The sequence below is a fragment of the Natronosalvus vescus genome (genome assembly GCF_023973145.1).
Lineage (GTDB): Archaea > Halobacteriota > Halobacteria > Halobacteriales > Natrialbaceae > Natronosalvus > Natronosalvus vescus.
The window spans coordinates 1,570,513-1,589,604 of the sequence record NZ_CP099546.1 but is presented as its reverse complement, the minus strand read 5'-3'; the positions used below and the strand labels follow the sequence as shown (position 1 = coordinate 1,589,604).

Annotated in this window: 17 protein-coding genes; 6 read left to right on the top strand and 11 right to left on the bottom strand. The window is 61.8% G+C overall.

The window, feature by feature from the left end; translation table 11 throughout:
- Positions 1 to 17: 17 nt before the first annotated feature.
- On the bottom strand, positions 18 to 728 hold the full coding sequence (locus NGM68_RS07595; protein ID WP_252701045.1) for a polysaccharide deacetylase family protein: 711 nt from the start codon (positions 726 to 728) through the stop codon (positions 18 to 20).
- Entirely contained in the window at positions 721 to 1,782 is a 1,062-nt protein-coding gene (locus NGM68_RS07590; RefSeq protein WP_252701044.1) for a methionyl-tRNA formyltransferase, read from the bottom strand. Before NGM68_RS07590 ends, NGM68_RS07595 begins: the two co-directional genes overlap by 8 nt.
- 2,261 nt (positions 1,783 to 4,043) lie before the next feature.
- Here NGM68_RS07590 and NGM68_RS07580 point away from each other — a divergent pair.
- On the top strand, positions 4,044 to 4,436 hold the full coding sequence (locus tag NGM68_RS07580; protein ID WP_252701043.1) for a DUF5805 domain-containing protein: 393 nt from the start codon (positions 4,044 to 4,046) through the stop codon (positions 4,434 to 4,436).
- A complete protein-coding gene (locus tag NGM68_RS07575) occupies positions 4,426 to 5,466 on the top strand; it encodes a tyrosine-type recombinase/integrase (protein WP_252701042.1) in 1,041 nt (346 codons plus the stop codon). Before NGM68_RS07580 ends, NGM68_RS07575 begins: the two co-directional genes overlap by 11 nt.
- A 168-nt stretch (positions 5,467 to 5,634) precedes the next feature.
- Here the strand turns inward: NGM68_RS07575 and NGM68_RS07570 are convergent, their stop codons facing one another.
- Positions 5,635 to 6,600 (bottom strand): alpha/beta hydrolase, encoded by a 966-nt coding sequence (locus NGM68_RS07570; RefSeq protein WP_252701041.1) that lies wholly within the window; start codon positions 6,598 to 6,600, stop codon positions 5,635 to 5,637.
- 55 nt (positions 6,601 to 6,655) lie between these two features.
- Here NGM68_RS07570 and kynU point away from each other — a divergent pair, with 55 nt between their 5' ends.
- A complete protein-coding gene (kynU, locus tag NGM68_RS07565; RefSeq protein ID WP_252701040.1) occupies positions 6,656 to 7,924 on the top strand; it encodes a kynureninase in 1,269 nt (422 codons plus the stop codon).
- Here kynU and NGM68_RS07560 read toward each other — a convergent pair.
- The 7 genes from NGM68_RS07560 to NGM68_RS07530 all read right to left on the bottom strand — a co-directional run bounded on the left by NGM68_RS07560 (position 7,917) and on the right by NGM68_RS07530 (position 14,761).
- Positions 7,917 to 9,575, bottom strand: a complete 1,659-nt coding sequence (locus NGM68_RS07560) for a PH domain-containing protein (protein WP_252701039.1) — start codon at positions 9,573 to 9,575, stop codon at positions 7,917 to 7,919. The two genes, kynU and NGM68_RS07560, sit on opposite strands and share 8 nt — an antisense overlap.
- Positions 9,572 to 10,060 (bottom strand): PH domain-containing protein, encoded by a 489-nt coding sequence (locus NGM68_RS07555; RefSeq protein ID WP_252701038.1) that lies wholly within the window; start codon positions 10,058 to 10,060, stop codon positions 9,572 to 9,574. The genes NGM68_RS07560 and NGM68_RS07555 overlap by 4 nt, the downstream gene beginning before the upstream one ends.
- Before the next feature lie 71 nt (positions 10,061 to 10,131).
- Positions 10,132 to 10,374: a transcriptional regulator gene (locus NGM68_RS07550; RefSeq protein WP_252701037.1), complete on the bottom strand. Its 243-nt coding sequence runs from the start codon at positions 10,372 to 10,374 to the stop codon at positions 10,132 to 10,134.
- Positions 10,375 to 10,721: 347 nt separating this feature from the next.
- Complete coding sequence (locus NGM68_RS07545; protein WP_252701036.1) at positions 10,722 to 12,128, bottom strand: class II fumarate hydratase; 1,407 nt, start codon at positions 12,126 to 12,128, stop codon at positions 10,722 to 10,724.
- A 20-nt stretch (positions 12,129 to 12,148) separates the two neighbouring features.
- Positions 12,149 to 13,981 (bottom strand): PH domain-containing protein, encoded by a 1,833-nt coding sequence (locus tag NGM68_RS07540; RefSeq protein WP_252701035.1) that lies wholly within the window; start codon positions 13,979 to 13,981, stop codon positions 12,149 to 12,151.
- The gene (locus tag NGM68_RS07535) at positions 13,978 to 14,439 is read right to left on the bottom strand and encodes a PH domain-containing protein (RefSeq protein WP_252701034.1); all 462 of its coding nucleotides are present in this window, start codon (positions 14,437 to 14,439) and stop codon (positions 13,978 to 13,980) included. The genes NGM68_RS07540 and NGM68_RS07535 overlap by 4 nt, the downstream gene beginning before the upstream one ends.
- A gap of 64 nt (positions 14,440 to 14,503) precedes the next feature.
- Positions 14,504 to 14,761 (bottom strand): BolA family protein, encoded by a 258-nt coding sequence (locus tag NGM68_RS07530; RefSeq protein ID WP_252701033.1) that lies wholly within the window; start codon positions 14,759 to 14,761, stop codon positions 14,504 to 14,506.
- A gap of 140 nt (positions 14,762 to 14,901) precedes the next feature.
- Here NGM68_RS07530 and NGM68_RS07525 point away from each other — a divergent pair, with 140 nt between their 5' ends.
- From NGM68_RS07525 to NGM68_RS07515, 3 genes are all read left to right on the top strand, one after another.
- Positions 14,902 to 15,399, top strand: coding sequence for a DUF7523 family protein (locus NGM68_RS07525; RefSeq protein ID WP_252701032.1), 498 nt, complete (start codon positions 14,902 to 14,904; stop codon positions 15,397 to 15,399).
- Between the two features lie 109 nt (positions 15,400 to 15,508).
- Positions 15,509 to 17,026: a cysteine--tRNA ligase gene (gene cysS, locus NGM68_RS07520; RefSeq protein ID WP_252701031.1), complete on the top strand. Its 1,518-nt coding sequence runs from the start codon at positions 15,509 to 15,511 to the stop codon at positions 17,024 to 17,026.
- 148 nt (positions 17,027 to 17,174) lie between these two features.
- Positions 17,175 to 17,846 carry a DUF6517 family protein gene (locus NGM68_RS07515; protein ID WP_252701030.1) on the top strand — a complete coding sequence of 224 codons (672 nt, stop codon included), beginning with the start codon at positions 17,175 to 17,177 and terminating at the stop codon, positions 17,844 to 17,846.
- A 70-nt stretch (positions 17,847 to 17,916) separates the two neighbouring features.
- On the opposite strand, the gene NGM68_RS07510 is transcribed toward NGM68_RS07515, so the two are convergent.
- A complete protein-coding gene (locus NGM68_RS07510; RefSeq protein WP_252701029.1) occupies positions 17,917 to 19,038 on the bottom strand; it encodes a presenilin family intramembrane aspartyl protease PSH in 1,122 nt (373 codons plus the stop codon).
- Positions 19,039 to 19,092 lie beyond the last annotated feature (54 nt).

The window sequence follows — 19,092 nt, the reverse complement described above, 5'->3', positions numbered from 1 at the left end:
GGAGTACCCCGTTCCACTCACACGCCGAGCCCGTCGAGATAGCGCTCGACGTGCGTTCGCTGTTTGGTCTCGAGGTCGGCGACGATGTCGGCCATCTCTCGAGGCGTCTCACCCCACAGTCCCGGGTGTATCAGCAGTTGTAACCGATCGGGCCGTCCCTCCGGAAACGGCGGTTCGGTGCGCCACTTCTGTCTCGAATCGGATCGGTACTCGATCTCCGAGAAGTACGCCGGCTGGTAGGTGTTCTCGAACCCGTCGAAGTCGACGTCTAACACCCACTCCGGAGGACGATGGAAGGAAACGGTGTCGACGTGGCGGTTGATGATCGCCCCCAGGACGTCACACTCTGCTCGCACCTGCGTGCGCAGTTCGTCCTCAGTCGGCTGCCCGTCCCAGTAGTGGTGGCTGTTGAAGTGCACGGCAACGTCGTGGCCGAGCGCCTGAATCTCCGCTAATGCTCGGGAGTGGTCGACCTCGAGTAAGTTGTAGATCGGCGTCGTCACCAGCAGACAGTACGTCGACTGGACGTCGAGGGCGGCTTCGACCCGAGCCATCTCCAGCGCTCTCGTCGGGGAGAGGTCGACGTCGTGGCGAACGACGACCTCGTCTCGCTCGAGCCGTCGACCGAATTTCCTGAACGAAAAGCCATCCGATCGCAGCGATTGCAGGAGCCGTTCGTACTCCTCGAGGGTGTACGAGAGTGTGCCGAGGGAGGCACAGTTAGGCATCGAGATCACCCGTCGCGTCGTCGACGACGGCCTTCTCCGACGGTGGCTCGTCAACCACTCCACCATCGCTCGCGAGATTCTCGTGGTGGTGTGGGCGATCGACTCGGTCGGGTTCGCCCCGTGAGTCGAACCGGTCGCCGACCGCGGGCTGCCAGTCGCCGGCCTCCCACGCTCGCACCAGTAGCGTGCCATCAGCAGTCGCGACGACGAACTCACCCGTCCAGAACACCTCGACGATCGATCCGGCCGAGGCCGTCGCCTCGATATCTGCGGAGAAGGGAATCGCCTCCCAGATCATAACCCGTTCGCCGCCAGCGTGGGTGAACGCGCCGGGATAGGGGGCCGCGACCGCCCGAACGAGGTTGTATATCTCCTGCGTCCCGTTTTCCCAGTGTATCTCGCCGTCCTCGGGGTTTCGCTTCGGGTAGTAGGTCGGTTCACCCGACTGCGGTTCGAACGGACGTTCACCCGCGAGAATCGGGTCGACGACCTCGAGCAACATCTCCTTGAGCAGCATCGTGACCTTGTAGTAGAGCGTCTGGATGGTGTCGTGGCGCGTGATGTCGAATTTACGACTCGTCACGACGTCGCCCGAGTCAGCGCCCGGATCCAGTCGAATCACCGAGAGCAGGAAGCGATCCCGATCCTCGATCAGCGACCAATTCAGGGGCGAGCGCCCTCGCCCTTTCGGGAGGCCAAAGGCACTGCCGTGATTGCCGAGGGCCCCGTGCGTCGTCGTCTCGAGGATCGATTCGGGAATCAGCCGTTGCCAGCCGTTCACGATCATCAGGTCGGGATCGACGGTCTGGAAGTGATCCAGGTCGGCCTCCCCGTCCATCGAATACGTGCTCGGGTAGTAGACGGGGAGGTCGTAATTCTCTGCCGTCGGCCGGAGCGAAGCGTACCCCGAGACGGCGTTCGCGTCCGCCATCTCCGGATCGATCGTTACGACAGACGTGATCGGCAGGCCTCGCTCGAGGAGCGTCTCGAGGACGTCCCGTGCGGGCGCGGTACACCCAACGTAGACGATCGAAGCGTCACCGGGAGTGGTCATGTCCGCTGTGATGACCGACACCCACATTGTTAGATGCCGGTTTCTGACCAGTTGTTGTCGTGTATACTGCGCCAGAATCGAGGGGTGTCAGGTTCGGTTTGGCGGGATCTGAAGAAGTGGACTGTTTCGAACCGTTAGGTATCGGTATCCGATGACAACAACTCGAGTTCGATCGCCTTCGTAGTGCTGACAACGAGGCCGGTGACGTCCTCCTCGAGGCGTTTGCCATGCATGCGATTGATCGGGCCGGAGGCGCTGATCGCGGCGACAGGTTCGCCCTCGATGACGGTGGGTGACCCAACGCACCGCCAATCGGGTGATTGTTAGGGACGGTTGAACGCAACGCAACAGTCTCGGATCTGCAGGCGTTGACTTCGAAGCGCAGACGAGGAATTCTCACAACCCGCTTCAATACACCTCGCCACGACTTCGAAGCCTCATGTATGCGTACCTAGAGGATGTATCGGCTTCGCCGTCTGCAACCTCGACACACTGACGGGTGTCCCGACTCGATAACGCCAGATTCGGGCTCAAGAACGCCCCAGTATCCCGATTTGCCCAGAGAAGTCTCGATACCGACACCATTCGATTTAGTATAGCATTATAGGGTTCATGTGGTCGACATCGAACCCCAGTATGAAATTATTTATCGTGCATATTTCACCCATATTTCGACGAATTGCTCGAATATCACCCGATTCATAGTCGGTAGGTTGGAAGCCGAACCACGCCTCGTCGACGACGCTGCTGGCTGACCGGTAGACACAGTCCTTCCGATTATCGAACTCCCGACTATCGAACGGAAGCTCCTCCCCCTCACTGTGAAACACGGCGACAGGGAAGGGTTCTCGCTGGGTGGGTACCGACACGGTAGAACCGAGTGGCACACTGACGGACGTGAGCTCGCGACGAGGTATGTACTACGTCTGTGGCTCAACCACTTCCTGCCCGCGCCGTCGTCGCTCCCCCACAACTCAGCACGAATGGCGACACACCCGGTCTCGGGGTCATCCTCGGCAGACCGTCCAGGTGGCTGTCCCTCGAGATCGCATAAGTCGAGAAGGAAGAACCCACGTACCACGCACAACACCCCAGGAGTAACGCTTCGAAAAGTAATGGCTACACAGCGACGAGGTAGGGAGCATCAACAGCACCAACAGCACCAACAGCGCGACGTCCGACGTACACAGACGGTGTACGTTCCTGACGGCCCTCGAGGAGCTACACCGTCGATAACCACACTACTACCGTCCTCGAGTCTACTCTCGAATCATTCGGCTGGCCTCTGGCCTCGAGACCGATTTAGAACCTGAGACATCGGTCAAGGGAGCCTATACAACCCCTGTGACTGCCTCGAGAACGACACAGTGATGTGCATTAACTCACTCGACCATCGAGTCGTGGAAGTACCCACAGCAATGTCTGTCGACCGGACTCTCGAGACGTCACACCCCCTCTCGTGCGATGGCATTGGGTTTGAGGCCCACCACAGGACGACAAGCCCTTCGAATGCGCTCACGGCCGTCTGAGCCCGTCAGAACACCGTTCAGTCGTACGCTAACCGCTCGTTACGGGGGAACGGGACTGAGGGTAGATCGCGTGGATACACCGAGTTTTGACGCGTCATCGAGTACCCTGGTTCGATGCGTTTCACACCCGGGGAGGAAATTGCTGATGCCGATCGATAGACGGTGCGTTACTTCCGACTGAGTCAACAGCGTTCTATCGGTAGAGGCCCCCGACGCTGGGCGTTCTCTGGGATGACCAGCAGCCGTCTCCGTACTGTTACGGAACGGTCAATCAATCCGTGAAAACGACATCAAATCCTCCGCAGACAGTGATCGCCCACACCGCTCGATCGATCGAATGCGTCACCGATTCGAACCGCTGAAAACCACGCTAGATACCCTACCGTTCGACCCGCAGCAAACAATGTCTAAATTCAGATAGATACGGCTCGAGCGGGACAGAGTCACACTCCATTCAACGACCACGATCACCAGGATGATTGGCGACAGAACTCAATCCGTCCACGAAACGGATACCCTCGAACAGTGGATTTACCAGTTTGGGTCAAGAACATAATCTGAACTCGTATACTCACAACTCTGAAATTCATATCTCAAATTAAAGTCTATTGTTGAGGCTAATCTCAAATGGCATACTCATCTAGCCGTATAATGTGGCCTTTAGAATAGAGATAAGATCTTTTATCTCGAGAGACAGCTAGATTGATTATCCTGGAGTGCAGACAGTCTCACATGGATGACGATCTCGATACGGAGACCGTCGTCGTCAGAACCTACGTTCCAGCCTACCAGAAATCTACCTGGGAGGAACACGCTGACGACCTCGGTATGAGCCAGAGCGAGTATATCAGAACTATGGTACAAGCCGGGCGAGCGGGGTTCGAATCGCCCGCTGAGGAACCCCGTTCTCCGGACGCTACCCCAAGGGGTAACGGCCTCGAAACACAGGTGCTCGAACTCCTTCGTTCCGACACCTACTCGTGGGAACAATTACTCGAGGCGGTGAGCGACGATATCGAAACCCAGCTCGAGAACACCCTCGACGAACTCCAGACCAACAACCGAATTCGATACAGCGGTCGGCACGGCGGATACACACTCATCGGTGATACCGATGGCAACTGAATCGCTCGACGGTGACGCGCTTTCCGAGGATCCGATTGCCTACTTTCTCGAGGAACAACAGTATCACGGCAAGAGTGAGCGAACCATCGACGCCTACGAGCGCGTCCTCCGGCAGTTCGAGGCCTTTCTCGAGGAGGGGTCGGGAATCAGCCTCCGGGAGGCGAACCGACGGGAGTGTATGGCCTGGGTTCACTCCCTGCGTGGCCGACTGGCCTCGAGTACGATCGCAACGTACGCTTCCTACGTCCATCGATTTTACGACTATATGACCCGCGTGGAGGCGTTCGAGGGGAATCCGATGTCCCTGGTAATGGAGGAGATGGGCGAATCGATCGACACCAACCCTACCAGACGGGAGATTTCGATCCCCGAAATGCGAGCGTTCGTCGCCGACATCTGCCATCCGCTCGAGCGAGCGGTTATCGTCACCCTTCTCAAAACGGGGATGCGTGTCGGTGAACTGTGCAACCTCGATTTGCGGGATCTGCACGTCGAACTCGAGGGAATCGACCGCGAGTGGACGCCACGGGTACAACTCGAGGCGAGACCACGATCGCTGTACGTCGACGAGAAACCGGCCCGCGGTGTGGCAGTCAACGGCGAAACGCGAACCGCCTCGAACAAACGGAAGCGCGAGACGGTGATACCAGTCGATAGCGAACTCGATACGGTGCTGGAAGCCTGGCTGGCCATCCGACCTGACCCCGTCTCACCGGCCGATCCGTTATTTCTCGACACCGGCGATAGCTGGGGGCAACGCCTCGAGCCATCCGACGTCCGCTATATCGTCGAACGACACGCTCGAGAACGGGGGTGGTATCGGAGGGGCGGTGGGGCGACAGAGAACGTCACCCCCCACTACTTCCGGCACTTTTTCACGACACACCTCCGGGATCGGACGGGTGATCGAGGGATCGTCAAGTACCTGCGTGGAGACGTCGCGAGCGACGTGATCGACACCTACACCCACGACTGGGGTGACCGTGTTCGATCCGTTTACGAAGCGAACATCTACGCCGTGCTTTCGTAGGAATTTACCAAATTTTAACTATCATGTGGCGTGTTAGCATACAACCAACACTGCTCGAGCGTCATCGCGTAAATCCTATAATGCTATATTAATACTGGTTACTGCGTGCGCGCCAGGTGGGTGTCCGAGAGACAACAAAATCCGCAAACAGACGAATCGGTGAGACCGCTACTCAGCAGTTTCGACCGGGTCAATACCGAACCGCGAGCGCACCGCAGCCGTCAAGTCTGCCATCGCCTCGGCCGATCGGTTGACGCTGTCGGTGAGACTCAGTGCACCGTGAGGGAGTGACGGATAGTGGAGATGCGTGACCGGGACACCAGCATCCTCGAGACGATCGGCATACGCGATTCCCTCGTCACGCAGCGGGTCGTGTCCACAGGTAAGGACAGTGGCGGGGGCGACTGCCTCGAGCGACGATGCTCGAAGCACGGACGCATATGGGTGGTGCCCATCGAGTGGGTGCCGAAGGTACTGTTCCCAGAACCATCGCATGTCCGCTCTCGTAAGCAGTGGCCCGTCCGCGTTCGCCTCGTAGGATGCCGTGTCGAATCGGTAGTCGGTGATCGGGTAACAGAGCACCTGCTGGTCGAGAACCCCTGAACCGTACTGGGCGTCCCACAACGCGACTGACGCAGCGAGATTGGCACCGGCGCTCGAGCCACACACCCCGATCCGTGAGGTATCGCCGCCGAGAGCGTCCCCGTGCGTGTGCACCCACTCGAGGGCGTCGATGGCGTCGACCAGTGGTTCAGGAAACGGGTGTTCCGGGGCGAGCCGGTAGTCGACGGAGACGAGGAGACAGCCGACCTCGTCCGCCAGGGCGCGACAGATGTCGTCGGCCGAGTCAAGTGTCCCGAGCGTCCAGCCGCCGCCGTGATAGAAGAGCAATATTGGTAGGGACGTCTCATCCCGACCGCGGTACAGTCTGACCGGTACCGATCCGCAAGTGCCGGGGAACGCGGTGTCAGTCACCGACGGGAGCGAAATCGTCGGATCGCCGCCGAAGACGTCGTCCTCGAGCCGACGGGCCGCATCGACAGAGAGGGCGTGCCAGGGTGGAAGCGTTCGATACGGGTGCTCCTCGAGCAATGTCGTCACCACCGGATCGAGTGGCCCCTGTCTGGAATCCATGCAAGTGTGTTGCCGGGGCACAAAGATGAATGGCGGTGGCCGCGAACGAACAGGTATGGACGAGTTCGATACCACTGAGTCGGCGGCGATTCGTCGAGACGGGAACGACTCCCTCTTCCACGTTCGCGATCGATTCGACCTCGCCGACCCGTGCTACCTGGACGGGAACTCTCTCGGCCCCGCGAGCGATGCGGCCGTCGCCACCCTCGAGCACGTCGTCGAGGAGTGGCGAACGCTCGGCATTCGAGGTTGGACGGAAGGCGATCCGCCGTGGTTTCACTACGGCGAGCGTCTCGGCGATCGTCTTGCTCCGATGGTCGGTGCCAACCCGAAAGAGGTCGCCGTCGGCAACTCGACCACGGTCAACATCCACACCCTGATCGGGACGTTCCTCGAGTTGGCCGACGGGAACCGAATCGTCGTCAACGAACTCGACTTCCCGACCGATCACTACGCGATCCGTTCCCAGCTCAGGACACGAGGGCTCGACCCCGACGACCACCTCGTCGTCGTCGAGAGCGATGACGGCCGGACGATCGACGAGGGCGACGTACTCGAGGCGATCGACGACGAGACCGCGATCGTGTTCTTCCCCTCCGTCCTTTACCGGAGTGGGCAGCGATTCGACCTCGAGAAACTCACCGAGGCAGCCCACGACCACGACGCCTTCGCCGGGTTCGATCTGGCACACTCGGTGGGAGCCATCCCCCACGAACTCTCCGCCATCGATGCTGATTTCGCCGTCTGGTGTCACTACAAGTACTGCAACGCCGGCCCCGGAGCCGTCGCGGGCCTGTACGTCAACGAACGCCACTTCGGCGAAACGCCGGGACTCGCGGGCTGGTGGGGTCACGAGAAGGAGACTCAGTTCGATTTAGAGACGACCTACACACCGGCCCACTCGGCCGGTGCCTGGCAGATCGGAACGATCCCGATCTTCGCCGCCGCCCCACTCGACGGCGCGCTGTCGATACTCGAGGACGTCGGTATCGATGCGATCAGGGAGGGATCGGTCGCCCGTACCGAGTATCTCATCGCCCTAACTGACGAGCGACTCGACGAGTTCGGTGTATCCGTTGGCACGCCGCGAAGTCCCGACGGACGTGGCGGTCACGTCGCCCTCGAGCACGACCGGGCCTACGCACTCGGGAATGCGCTTCGCGAGCGCGGGTACGTGGTCGACGTTCGGCCGCCTGGCGTCGTCCGTGTCTGTCCGTCGCCGCTGTACGTCAGCTACCACGAGGTCTGGGAGTTCGTCGAGGCCGTCGTCGACGTTCTCGAGCACGACCGACTCGAGGCCGTCGACCGCGAGGGTGTCACCTGAATGGGTCGGAACCGTCGTCAAAATCGGTCACAGTATCCGTGGCGTCAGTGTGGCTATCGAAATCACTAGAATCGTCGCGATTGGCGTTTTCGGCACCATCATCGCCGTTTCGATCGAACCACCGACCGAGCGTTCGCCGTGACGTACGCTCCTGTAGCTGTGAATTGAGATTGCGTTCGATCGCCCGTTGCATCTCGAGGGCCCCTGTAGCATCGACGTCGTAGGCCGTTGCGGCCCGCCCAAGTAGCGTCGCCGAACTCGCCGTATCGGCCGTCACGCTCGCGAGGTGTCGTCGACGCTGGAACACCGTCTGGCTGTACAGAACCGACTGTACCCGATAGTAGGGGACGATCTTGGTCGACCGTCGCCAGAACCCCGTTTGAGCGACGAAATATCGCTCTCCGAGCTGAAACCCGCGGTTGCGCCACTTCAGATGAGCAGCGAGTGGAACCAGCACGAGCAACGGAGCGAACGCGTACCAGTCCCGCACGACGGCCGTCTGCGCGGCGAGGAGGTAGCCGACCACGAGCACCAGGCAAATAACACCGATGTACCGAACAGCGTAGCGTTCGCGCGCTCGCAGCGGCGGTCGCTCGAGGTCGGGCTGATCGAAGGGTTCGATCGAACGGGCGAGGCGGACGACTCGGGGGTACGTCGCCAGTGGTATCGCCGACTCGGTGCCGCGAGAGCCGGACTGTTCGGGGCCGTATCCGGCCGTCTCGACCCCGAGTGACGCGTATCCGCCCCAGCGGAACGGCACCGACTGCGTGATCGTGATCGTCTGTACTTTCTCGAGCGGAATCGTCCCGCTGTACCGCTGGACGAGGCCGCGCTCGTAGTGTAGTTCGTCGCCAACCCGGGTCAACCGAAAGCCGTAGTACCGGGTGAACGTTACCAGGGCGCTGAGCACCCACGCGGCGAGCAAAAAGAGCAACAGCGCCCAGCCGATGGCCGCGAGCCCCGTTCCAGGGAGATCGCTCTCGAGGATGTCGACGGGGACGAGCGTGGTCGGATCGAAGCCGCTTGCGAACGAGAGTGCGATGCCGCCGAGGAGGCTCGCGCCAGGATCGATCGTGAACAGACAGAGGATCGCGAGTTCGTGGCGTTCGATAGCGAACAGTTCTTGTTCACGCTCAGCGGCACCTCTTGCATCACCGTGTTCCTCGCTGTCGGGTTCGTCGGCGTCTTCGACTGACGGGGCTTCCGCCGAACTGCCACTCCCTGACCGGAGTTCGCGAGTCAGCCGCCGCGCTTCGGCTTCGTCGACGTAGCGAAGCGTTACTTCGGTTCTGGAACCCCCGGCCGTCTCGACGTGGACGGCAGCAATCCCGAGCACGCGGTGAAGCGCGGTCTGGCGTACGTCGACGTTCTGTACGCGACGGAGCGGTACCTCCCGGTCGCGCCGTGAGACGACGCCCGAGACGACGTCGAACGTATCGTCGGTCAGGGCGTACTCGAACCGTCTGTAGTACGCGAATTCGTAAAGTACCCCGACGGCGATGCCAGCGAGGACGAACCCACCGATCACGAGTAGATCCATTCCGTCGTTGCTCGGAGATGTGAAGACGCCGATGACGAAAAAGAGGAAGCCGAGATTGAGGCTTCGTGACAGCGACCGGACGGCAACCGAGGCCGGATGAAGTCGCCTCATACGGCGTCCTCGCCGACTGTTTCGATCGTGCGTTCACGAAGCGTGTTCTGTAAGTCTTCGGCTCGCTCGGGATCGAGCCCCGGCACCGCTACGTCGGCGCTTCGAGAGCCCGCCGTGTAGACGACGAGGGTTCCGAGACCGACCACTCGCTCGAGCGGGGATCGCCTCGAGTCGACGTGTTGTATCCGAACGTATGGAACGACGGTCTTGATCCGAGTGAATACGCCCCGTTCGATGTACAGCGATTCTTCCCGGAGGTCGAACCGGAAGACGCTGTATCGTCGCCAGGCGACGGCCACGCGAATCGTCAGCAATACGACGAGGAATCCAGTGACGCCCCACCCCAAGCGTGACAGCGAACCCTCCCAGAGTTCACCCCACTGGAGCGCTGCAAGGGCGGTAAACAAAACGAGTCCGAGAAAAAGCGTCCGAAAAATCGCCGTCGCGATCCACACCCACCGCACCCGGGACTCGAGTCGTTCCATATGCCTCGAGATCAACCGGGAGGCCGATAAAGCGTTGGACGGGAGGCAGCTACTGAAAAGTCGGATACCGGTCAGTGACGGGTATAGGTCGCCGTTCGTATCTCATCGACCTGGTAGAGATCCTCGCCGAGCCCTTCGCCGTCACATGTCTCGGTCGGACAGGCGTAGTGCCAACCATCTTCCGTCGCGTCGCGCTCACGGAATCGATCCCCACAGACCTGACAGTAGAGTTGTCCTTTTTCACACGAGTCCCGGTGGAGCTCGAGGGCCAGTGCCGTCTGAAACGTCTGTTTGCAGTTGCGGCAGGTGTGCATAGAAGGTCTGACGTGGGGGCGAGTCAAAACTGCTTGGGTTCGTTTATTTCGCGCGATCACCCGTGGTTTAGGTTCTCTCGGTCGATTTACACCGGACGTTCCCGGAAGAAATACTGATCGGTGATGACGGTACTCAGGGATCCAGATCAGTGTCGCAACGCGAGGAACTTGATCGATGTCGAGACGCAATCGCCGTTGGCTCGAGGCGCTCGTGGGTGATCACGTACTGGAGCAATTGCACCGTCGAAAAAGATGACGGGTGCGGAGTGTTCCATCAAGCGTCGGTCGATGTGTCGAACCGGATACTGGAGATCGGTTCGACACATCGCCTCAGGCTTCACGAAACACTAGTCGTCGCCGAGGATGCCTCGTTCGGTCATCTTCCGCGGGTCGAGCACGTCGTCGGCTTCGGCCTCGGTGAGGTACTCCTTCTCGAGGGCGACCTGGCGAACCGTCTTTCCCTCCTTGAGCGCCGTCTTGGCGACTTCGCTGGCCTTGTCGTAGCCGATGTGGACGTTGAGCGAGGTGGCGAGCGCCATCGACTGTTCGACCTGTTCGGCACAGTACTCACTATTGGCCTCGAGCGGCCGGACGAACCGGTCGGCGAAGACCGTACTCGCGTTGGCGATCAGTTCGGCAGACTGGAGGAAGTTGTGGGCGAGAACGGGTTTGTAGAGGTTGAGATCGAGCTGTCCCTCGGTGGCGCCGGCGGCGACCGCGGCGTCGTTGCCGACGACCTGCTTGTGTACCTGGTTGACGGCTTCGGCGACGACGGGGTTGATCTTGCCGGGCATGATCGACGAGCCGGGCTGGTTTTCGGGCTGTTCAATCTCGCCGAGACCGTTACGCGGGCCGGAGGCGAGCAGTCGCAGGTCGTTGGCGATCTTGTTGAGCGAGCCGGCGACCGTCCGGAGGGCACCGTGGGCTTCGGCCATCGCGTCGTGGGCGGCCTGGGCCTCGAAGTGATTGTCCGCCTCGCGGAACTGGACGCCGGTCTCTTTCGTGATGTATTCGGCGGCTAGCTCCGGGAAGTCGGGGTGGGTGTTGAGACCGGTTCCGACTGCCGTCCCGCCGAGGGCGAGTTCGCTCAGGTGATCACGCACGAGGTCGACGCGGGCGAGCCCTTTCTCGACCTGAGTGCGGTAGCCACCGAACTCCTGTCCGAGCGTGACGGGAGTCGCATCCTGGAGGTGGGTGCGACCGGTTTTGACGACGTCGTCGAACTCGTTTTCCTTCTCCTCGAGGGCCTCCCGAAGCGTATCGAGCGCCGGTGTCACGTCCTTTTCGACGGCCTCGAGGGCGGCGACGTGCATCGCCGTCGGGATGACGTCGTTGCTCGACTGGCCGAAGTTGACGTGGTCGTTGGGGTGGACGACGCGGTCGCCGATTTCGGCCCCCATGATCTCGGCTGCTCGGTTCGCGATCACCTCGTTGGCGTTCATGTTCGAGGACGTCCCCGAGCCGGTCTGGAAGACGTCGACGGGGAACTGGTCGTCGTGTTCGCCCGCGATGACCTCGTCCGCCGCCTCGACGATGGCGTCGGCGATCTCCGCGTCGACCTGCTCGAGGTCGCTGTTCGCCTGTGCGGCTGCCTTCTTGACGACACCGAGTGCGCGCACGAACCGGCGACCGAAGGAAATCCCAGAGATTGGGAAGTTCTCGATCGCTCGCTGGGTCTGTGCTCCCCAATAGGCGTCGACTGGAACCTGCATTTCGCCGAGACTGTCTTCCTCGGTACGGAACTGATCTCCCATACGCTAGGGGTTCGCCCCGGTCAGGTAAAATCCACCGAAAACCCCGTCTCGGGATCGTCCTCGGCCCGTCGCTCCCGGAGGGCCGTTTGCAGGCGTTTTCGTGCTGTCGACGCCGTCTCGCGACCGTCTGCGAGGCGAACGTCGTAGATCGTCGGCGGATCCCAGATGAACGTCGCCGAACTGGCCGTATCGACGACGACCGAGGTCAGGCCGAGGCGGCGCTGGAAAACCGACCGGCGATTCGAGATCGTCTGGATACGATAGTAGGGAATAACGGTCGTCCGCCGTCGCCAGAAGCCGCGGCGAATCACGAGGTGGTCGTCGCCGACGTAGTAGCCGAGGTTGACGTACCGGAGGTGGGCCGCGGGCGGGACGGAGAGGAACAGGATTGCAGCGAAATACCAGTGCTGGAATCCGACGAGCGACGAGACGCCGTAGACGACGGCGACGAGAACTGCAACGACGAGCGAGTAGCGAACGAGATACCGACGACGGGCGATCGTGGGCGGTTGTTCGAACCGCGGGGTTTCGACCCCCGTGAGGTTTTCGGCGAACGTGTGCACCCGTCCGGCACTGGCCAACGGCACCGCCGACGAGCTACCGCCGCTCGAGTCGGGTCCGTAGCCGGCGGTCTCGACCCAGAGGCCGGCGTACTCGATATAGCGCTGGAGCGGGTTGTCGGTGATAGTCACCGACTGCACCTTCTCCGACGGGATCGATCCGCTGTAGCGCTGGAGGAGTCCACGCTCGTAGACGAAATCGTCGCCCGCGCGCCCCAGTCTAAAGTCGTAGTAGGTGACGAAGGTGTAGGTCACGCTCACGAGATAGGTGATGATGACACCGTTTGCGATGGAGACGAGGCCCAGAACGACGTAACTCGAGGGTGTGGCGGTAGCGAGGTCGGTCGGCCCGCCGAACGGTTGGGCCGTGGTCAACAGCAGAGCGACGATGGAGTCCGTGAAGAAAAACGCTAGCGCGAGGATACCCGCCGCAGCCGCCGGGCGGACGGTCGTAAACGAATACAATAGCAGCTCGCGAGGTTCGAGCCCGAACAGAAGCCGCGGGCTGTCGTCGGCGAGTGGCTCGTCGTATGGCGACGGCTCGAAGTCGGATTCGTCCGACGCATATTCTTCATCGAGACCCTCGGTCTCGTCACTCGGCTCAGGTGGGTACGGTTGGTCGCCGGCCCGCTCCCCGTCGATCGCCGTCGACTCGTCGTCAGTTTCAGGCGTCGGTTCCCCTCGAACGTCAACATCTGCCCCGGGCCGAGAAGGCCCGTGTTCGAACTCGTCCGTGGAGGCACCGTCTCGCGTGTCATCCGTAGCCCCCACACTACCTGCTGTCTGCGTGCCACTCGAGGCGACTCCCTGCGACCGGCGTGAGTCGGATTTCTGGCCGTTTCGACGTGCCGTCCGGCGACGAATCTCGCGCTGGAGGCGGGACGCCTCCGACTCGCTCACGAAATTGAGCGTGGCTTCGGTGTTCCCTCCGCCAGCGGTTTCGATCGAGAGTATCGCGAGGTTCAACAGCCGATGAATTACACCCTGTCGAACGTCGACGTTCTGGATGCGACGGTACGGAATCTCCCGAGCGCGCCGGGAGAACACGCCAGACGCAACGTCGACCGTGTCCTCGGTGAGGGCATACTCGAAGCGGTAGTAGTAAGCGATGCCGTAGGCGAATCCGGCCAGTAGTCCGACGGGGGCGAGTGAGAGCCCCCAGGAGGCCGGGACGACGTCGAAAACGCTGCTGAGGATGCCGATGAGGAAGATCGGAATGGAGAGTCCAATGAGTCCACCACGGAGTGCCGTCGTGACCGCGCTCAGCGGATGGAGGTGGGTGGTGTCGGTCATACGGCGTCGTCGGCCTCGCTTTCGACCGCGAGTTCCCGCAGGGTATCCTGCAGCCGTCGCGCTCGTTCAGGCGTCAGGCCGGGTACTCTGACGTCCGCGTTTCGCGACCCGGCCGTGTAGACGACGACGCTCGAGAGCCCGAGTGCACGCTCGATCGGGCCGAACTGCGTGTCGACGTGCTGGACACGGACGAAGGGGACGGCTGTTTCGACGAAGGTGACGACCCCGCGCTCGAGATAGAGGGCGTCGTCTTGCAGTTCGAAGTGCCAGCGTCCGTAGAGGAGGATCGCGTAGATGACGCCCAGTACGATTGCGAGACCGACGACGGCGAGTGTGCCGATCGTCGGCACCGTCACGATCCACTGGTCGACGGCGGCGATGACGATGCCGAGGATGATCGCCGTGAGAATCCACTGGGCGATCCACAGCACTCGAATTCGCGGATGCAACGACTCCATACAGGATGCTATCAGGAGAGTACGATAAAAGTGCGGTTTAGGCGCTCCGATCGGGTGGCTGCAGTCACTTTTCGGCTCGAGCGGCGTACTCCTCGGGCGTGTACGTCGAGAGTTCGAGTGCGTGTATGTCGGTCGTCATGTGCTCGCCGAGCGTGTCGTAAACGAGTTGGTGTTGCTGGACGAGGGGGACGCCCTCGAACGCGGGCGAGACGACGGTCGCGGCCAGGTGGTCGTCATCGTGATCACCGCGAGCGCGGGTGACGGTGACGTCGACGTCCTCGAGCCCCGATTCGATGAGTGATTCGACGGCTTCGGGTTCCATGGTCGTGTGATGTGTCGACTGCATCAAAAAGACCGCGGTACGATCGCCCGTGGAGTGACTCACCAGGGTCTCGATCGCTGCGCGGGAAGCGAACGGTAGCGGCCGTCGCCTTTAAGCAATCGGCTCTCCGTACGGCGACTATGTCGCTATCACTCGCAGCCGAGACCCGCCAGGCGGTGGACGCGCACCCGTTTTTGCGCAACGCCCTCCGTGCGGGCGTCCTCAATTACACCGCTGCCGCGCGTTTTCTCGCCGTCGACGGCGACGTTGATGCCGTCGCGACGGCGCTCAGACGCTACGCAGACGACCTCGAGAGCCCGGCAGCGAGCGAGCAAAACGTTCGCGTTAGAATGCAAAGCGGGGTTGGACCCGTCGACGACCCCGAAAAGGCACTGGTTTCGATCGGAACGACGACGCTCGGCACCGACGGATTGGAGACCCCGTACACGGCGATTCTCACGACCGGCGAAGTCGGGTCTCGAGCGCTGGCAACGGCGCTCGAGACCCTCTCCATCGCGGATATCGACGTTATTGTAGCGGGTGGTGACGCCGACTCGATGGTACTCGTGGTCGATCGGCTCGAGGGTGCAAACGCCGTCCGAGCGGTCGAGCAGGGTCTCGAGTCGATGCTCGAGTAACTGCCATAAACACCGGTGGCGGATACGGACGAGGCTATCGAACGCTCATTTCAACGACCGCGACGGGGCATCCGACGCTTTAACGTTCGACCGCGAAGAGACTCGAGTAATGACCCTACGCGTGACGAACACGTTGACGGGCGAGAAAGAGCCCTTCGAGCCACAGAACCCCGACGACGTCCTCCTCTACTACTGTGGCCTGACGGTCTCTGATCCGCCCCACCTCGGCCACGCCCGCTCGTGGGTACACGTCGACGTGATGCACCGCTGGCTCGAGTATCTCGGATACGGCGTCCGTCACGTCGAGAACTTCACGGACGTCAACGAGAAGATCGTCGCCCGCGTCGGCCAGGACGACCTCGGCGAGAGCGAAGCCGAGGTCGCGACAACCTACATTCAGCAGACGATTACGGACATGCGCTCACTGAACCTCCTTCGAGCGGAGGTCTACCCGCGGGTGTCCGAACACGTTCCCGAAATCATCGACCTCGTCGAGACGCTAGTCGATGGTGGGTACGCCTACGAATCCAACGGCTCGGTCTACTTCGACGTGACCAGCTTCGACGGGTACGGCGCGCTCTCGAACCAGCGCCTCGAGTCGATCGAGGCCCAGGGCGAACCCGACGAGCAGGCCGAAAAGCGACACCCGGCCGATTTCGCCCTCTGGAAGGCCGGTGGCGTCTCCCCGGAGGCCGTTCGCGGACACAGCAAGGGGGCAACCTGGGAGCGGCCACCCGCCGGACAAACCTGGGACTCCCCCTGGGGCGAGGGGCGCCCGGGCTGGCACATCGAGTGCTCGGCGATGAGCATGACCCACCTCGGGAAGACGCTCGACCTCCACGTCGGCGGTCGCGACCTCGTCTTTCCCCACCACGAAAACGAGATTGCCCAGAGCGAGGCTGCGACGGGACAGCGCTTCGCCCGCTACTGGCTCCACTGCGAACTGTTCCAGATGGGCGAGGAGAAGATGTCCTCGAGCCTCGGAAACTTCGTCACCGTCGACGAGGCGGTCGACCGATGGGGAACGAACGTCCTCCGCACGTTCCTCACCGCGGGATCGTACAACAGTCAGCAGCTCTACTCCGACGAGACGATCTCCGAGGCCGAGGAACGCTGGGAGCGCCTCGAGCGGGCCTACGAGAGGTGCGTCGACGCCCTCGACTCGCCGGAAGCACGGTCGAAACACGAGGACGGGGGGCTTCGAAACGCCGTCGACGAGGCCCGTGAGGCCTTCACCGAGGCGATGAACGACGACTTCAACACCCGGGAGGCGCAGTCCGCGCTGCTCGAGATCGCGAGCGAAATCAACCGTCACCTCGAGGGTGACGGGTACGAGGGCGGCGATAACGACGAGAACGGGAACGACGGGTACGACTACCGCGGCCTCAAAACGGCCGTCGAGGCGCTCGAGGAACTCGGCGACGTGCTCGGGCTGACCTTCGGTGACGGCGAACCCGCCGGGAACGTCGAACTTGCGGGACAGGTCGTCGAACTCGTACTCGACGTCCGCGAACAGGAGCGCGAGAGCGGCAACTACGAGCGAGCGGACGACTTACGGGACGAACTCGAGGGACTGGGGGTCGAAGTGCAGGATACCGACGACGGGCCGACGTATCGGCTTCCGTAGCAGGGACGGTTCACAGGCACGAGATCCGTACCGGGTGAGTGCCGGCACTCGAACGGAACGAGATCGGCTCCCCGTCACCGACAGTTGAGGATTTGCGAACCGTCACTATATCCTGGATATTTATACGGTGTGGCGGTGAGGCCGGCATATGGACGAGCAACCAAGCCGTCGACACCTCCTTGCGACGACATCGGCAGTAGCCATCGCGGCGACCGCGGGATGTGTAGGCGATCTCCTCGACGACGCCACCACGTTCAGCGCCTCGCCGGCCGAGGTATCGGGTTCGGCACAGTCGGAGACGGGGTACGATCACCGAGAAACCGATTCGTTCAGCGAGGAACGGGAGGTTGCCGGCGAAACCGTCGAGGTGACGAACTACCTCGCGGAGTACACGCGCTCGCTGGAGGTGGCCGCACTCGGTGGGAGCTACGAGGCCGCTGTCTTTGCGACGATCTGTTCACCACAGGTGAGCGTTGCCGGACAGGACTTCAACCCGCTCGCGGAGATGGACACTCGCGAGATCATACGAATTGTCCAGGAGCAGTACGAGGATCTGCAGATCGGCGACCGCATCAACGAGCGCAGTGTGGACGGACTCGAGCAAACGCTCACCGTCGAATCCTACGAGGGACAGGCGAGACTGATCGGTGAGGGCGAAATCGACGTCTGTTTCGACGTCTCGACGCCGGATCACGGCGGCGACCACCTGGTGCTGATCGCCGTCTATCCGAACTCCGAACAGGGTGGTGTCGACGTGTTGCCGGACGAAGCCGAGCACGTCGATACGCTCCTCTCTAATCTCGAGCACGGCGACGACTGATCGACCAGAAAGCGCTCGGTAATTGACAGGGAGTGGCTCGAGAAACGACCGTTTTTCGTCGTCGGCTACGTCACAGCCCAAGCGCCGTGAGAAGCGGGACGCCGGCCCAGAGTGCACCGATGAGATAGCCCCCAATGGCACCCGTGTTCAGGAGCGGGAGGCCCGCGTGCGGTCGACCCTGGAGCACCATGTACATCAATACGAGTAAGCCAGCGAGCGTTCCGACGATGCCGCCGAGTGCGGGTGTGTTGAGCGCGATGAGCGGAACTTCGATGGTTCCGTGATCGAGGAACGACGCGGCGCTGGCGATCAGAATCGTCGGGATGACCGCATCGCCGAGACCGATGAAGAGCGCATCACGGACACCTTCGGGGGCAGGGCGCTGGTCGTCGTCGCCGTCGGCCGGAGTGGCGGCTTCGTCCGTCGGAGTGGTGTCGCCGTCGGCCGGAGTGGCGGCTTCGTTGGCTGGAGCGGCGTCGGTCTCCGCGTAAGATTTAGTCTCATCTCCGTCAGTGTCGTCCCCGCCGTTTGGTATAGATTCACCACTCGAGTCGCGAACGTTTTCGATCCCACCCGGCGTCTCGTTCGTCGCGAGGTAGGAGTACGAGAGCGAGGTCGGGATGACGAGGATCACCGGAATTCGGAGATCCATCACGCCCTCGGCCAGGTCGAGCATGTGCTTCGTCCGGTAGACGCTGATCGCATCGTAGACGGCCAACACGACGAGCAGGATGATCACGGGGAAGATACCGAGGCTGATCCCGAACAGACCGGCAGCACCAGCCCCCATCACGACACCGGCGAGGTCGATGACGTACCACTCGGGATAGACGAGGAGTGCACCGCCGACGGCCAGCGCCGCGAGGAGTGGTAGGAGGCCGACCGAGCCGACGAACGCGATGGGTGGGAAGATAACCGCGAAGACGAACCACGCGAGCAGGACGCTCACCCCGACGATCACGCCGCGGATGATCCACTGCAGGTCGTACTTGAATGCCGCGAGCATCAGCGCCGTCATCACGAGGATCGCAACGATGTAAAAGAGGCTGTTCGTCGGATCCTCGGGATCCTCGACCGCCTGCATCTCCGCGGCAGTGAACGGTTCGACGAGCGAGAGCGCGCCCAGTTGGACGCCCAGGAACAACAGACAGGTAAATCCGATCGCTGCGCCGAACCGAAACCGATCGTTCATGGATCCGGGTTTGACCGCCGGCGGTATTGGTGTTGCGCTCTCGAGGTGTCGGTT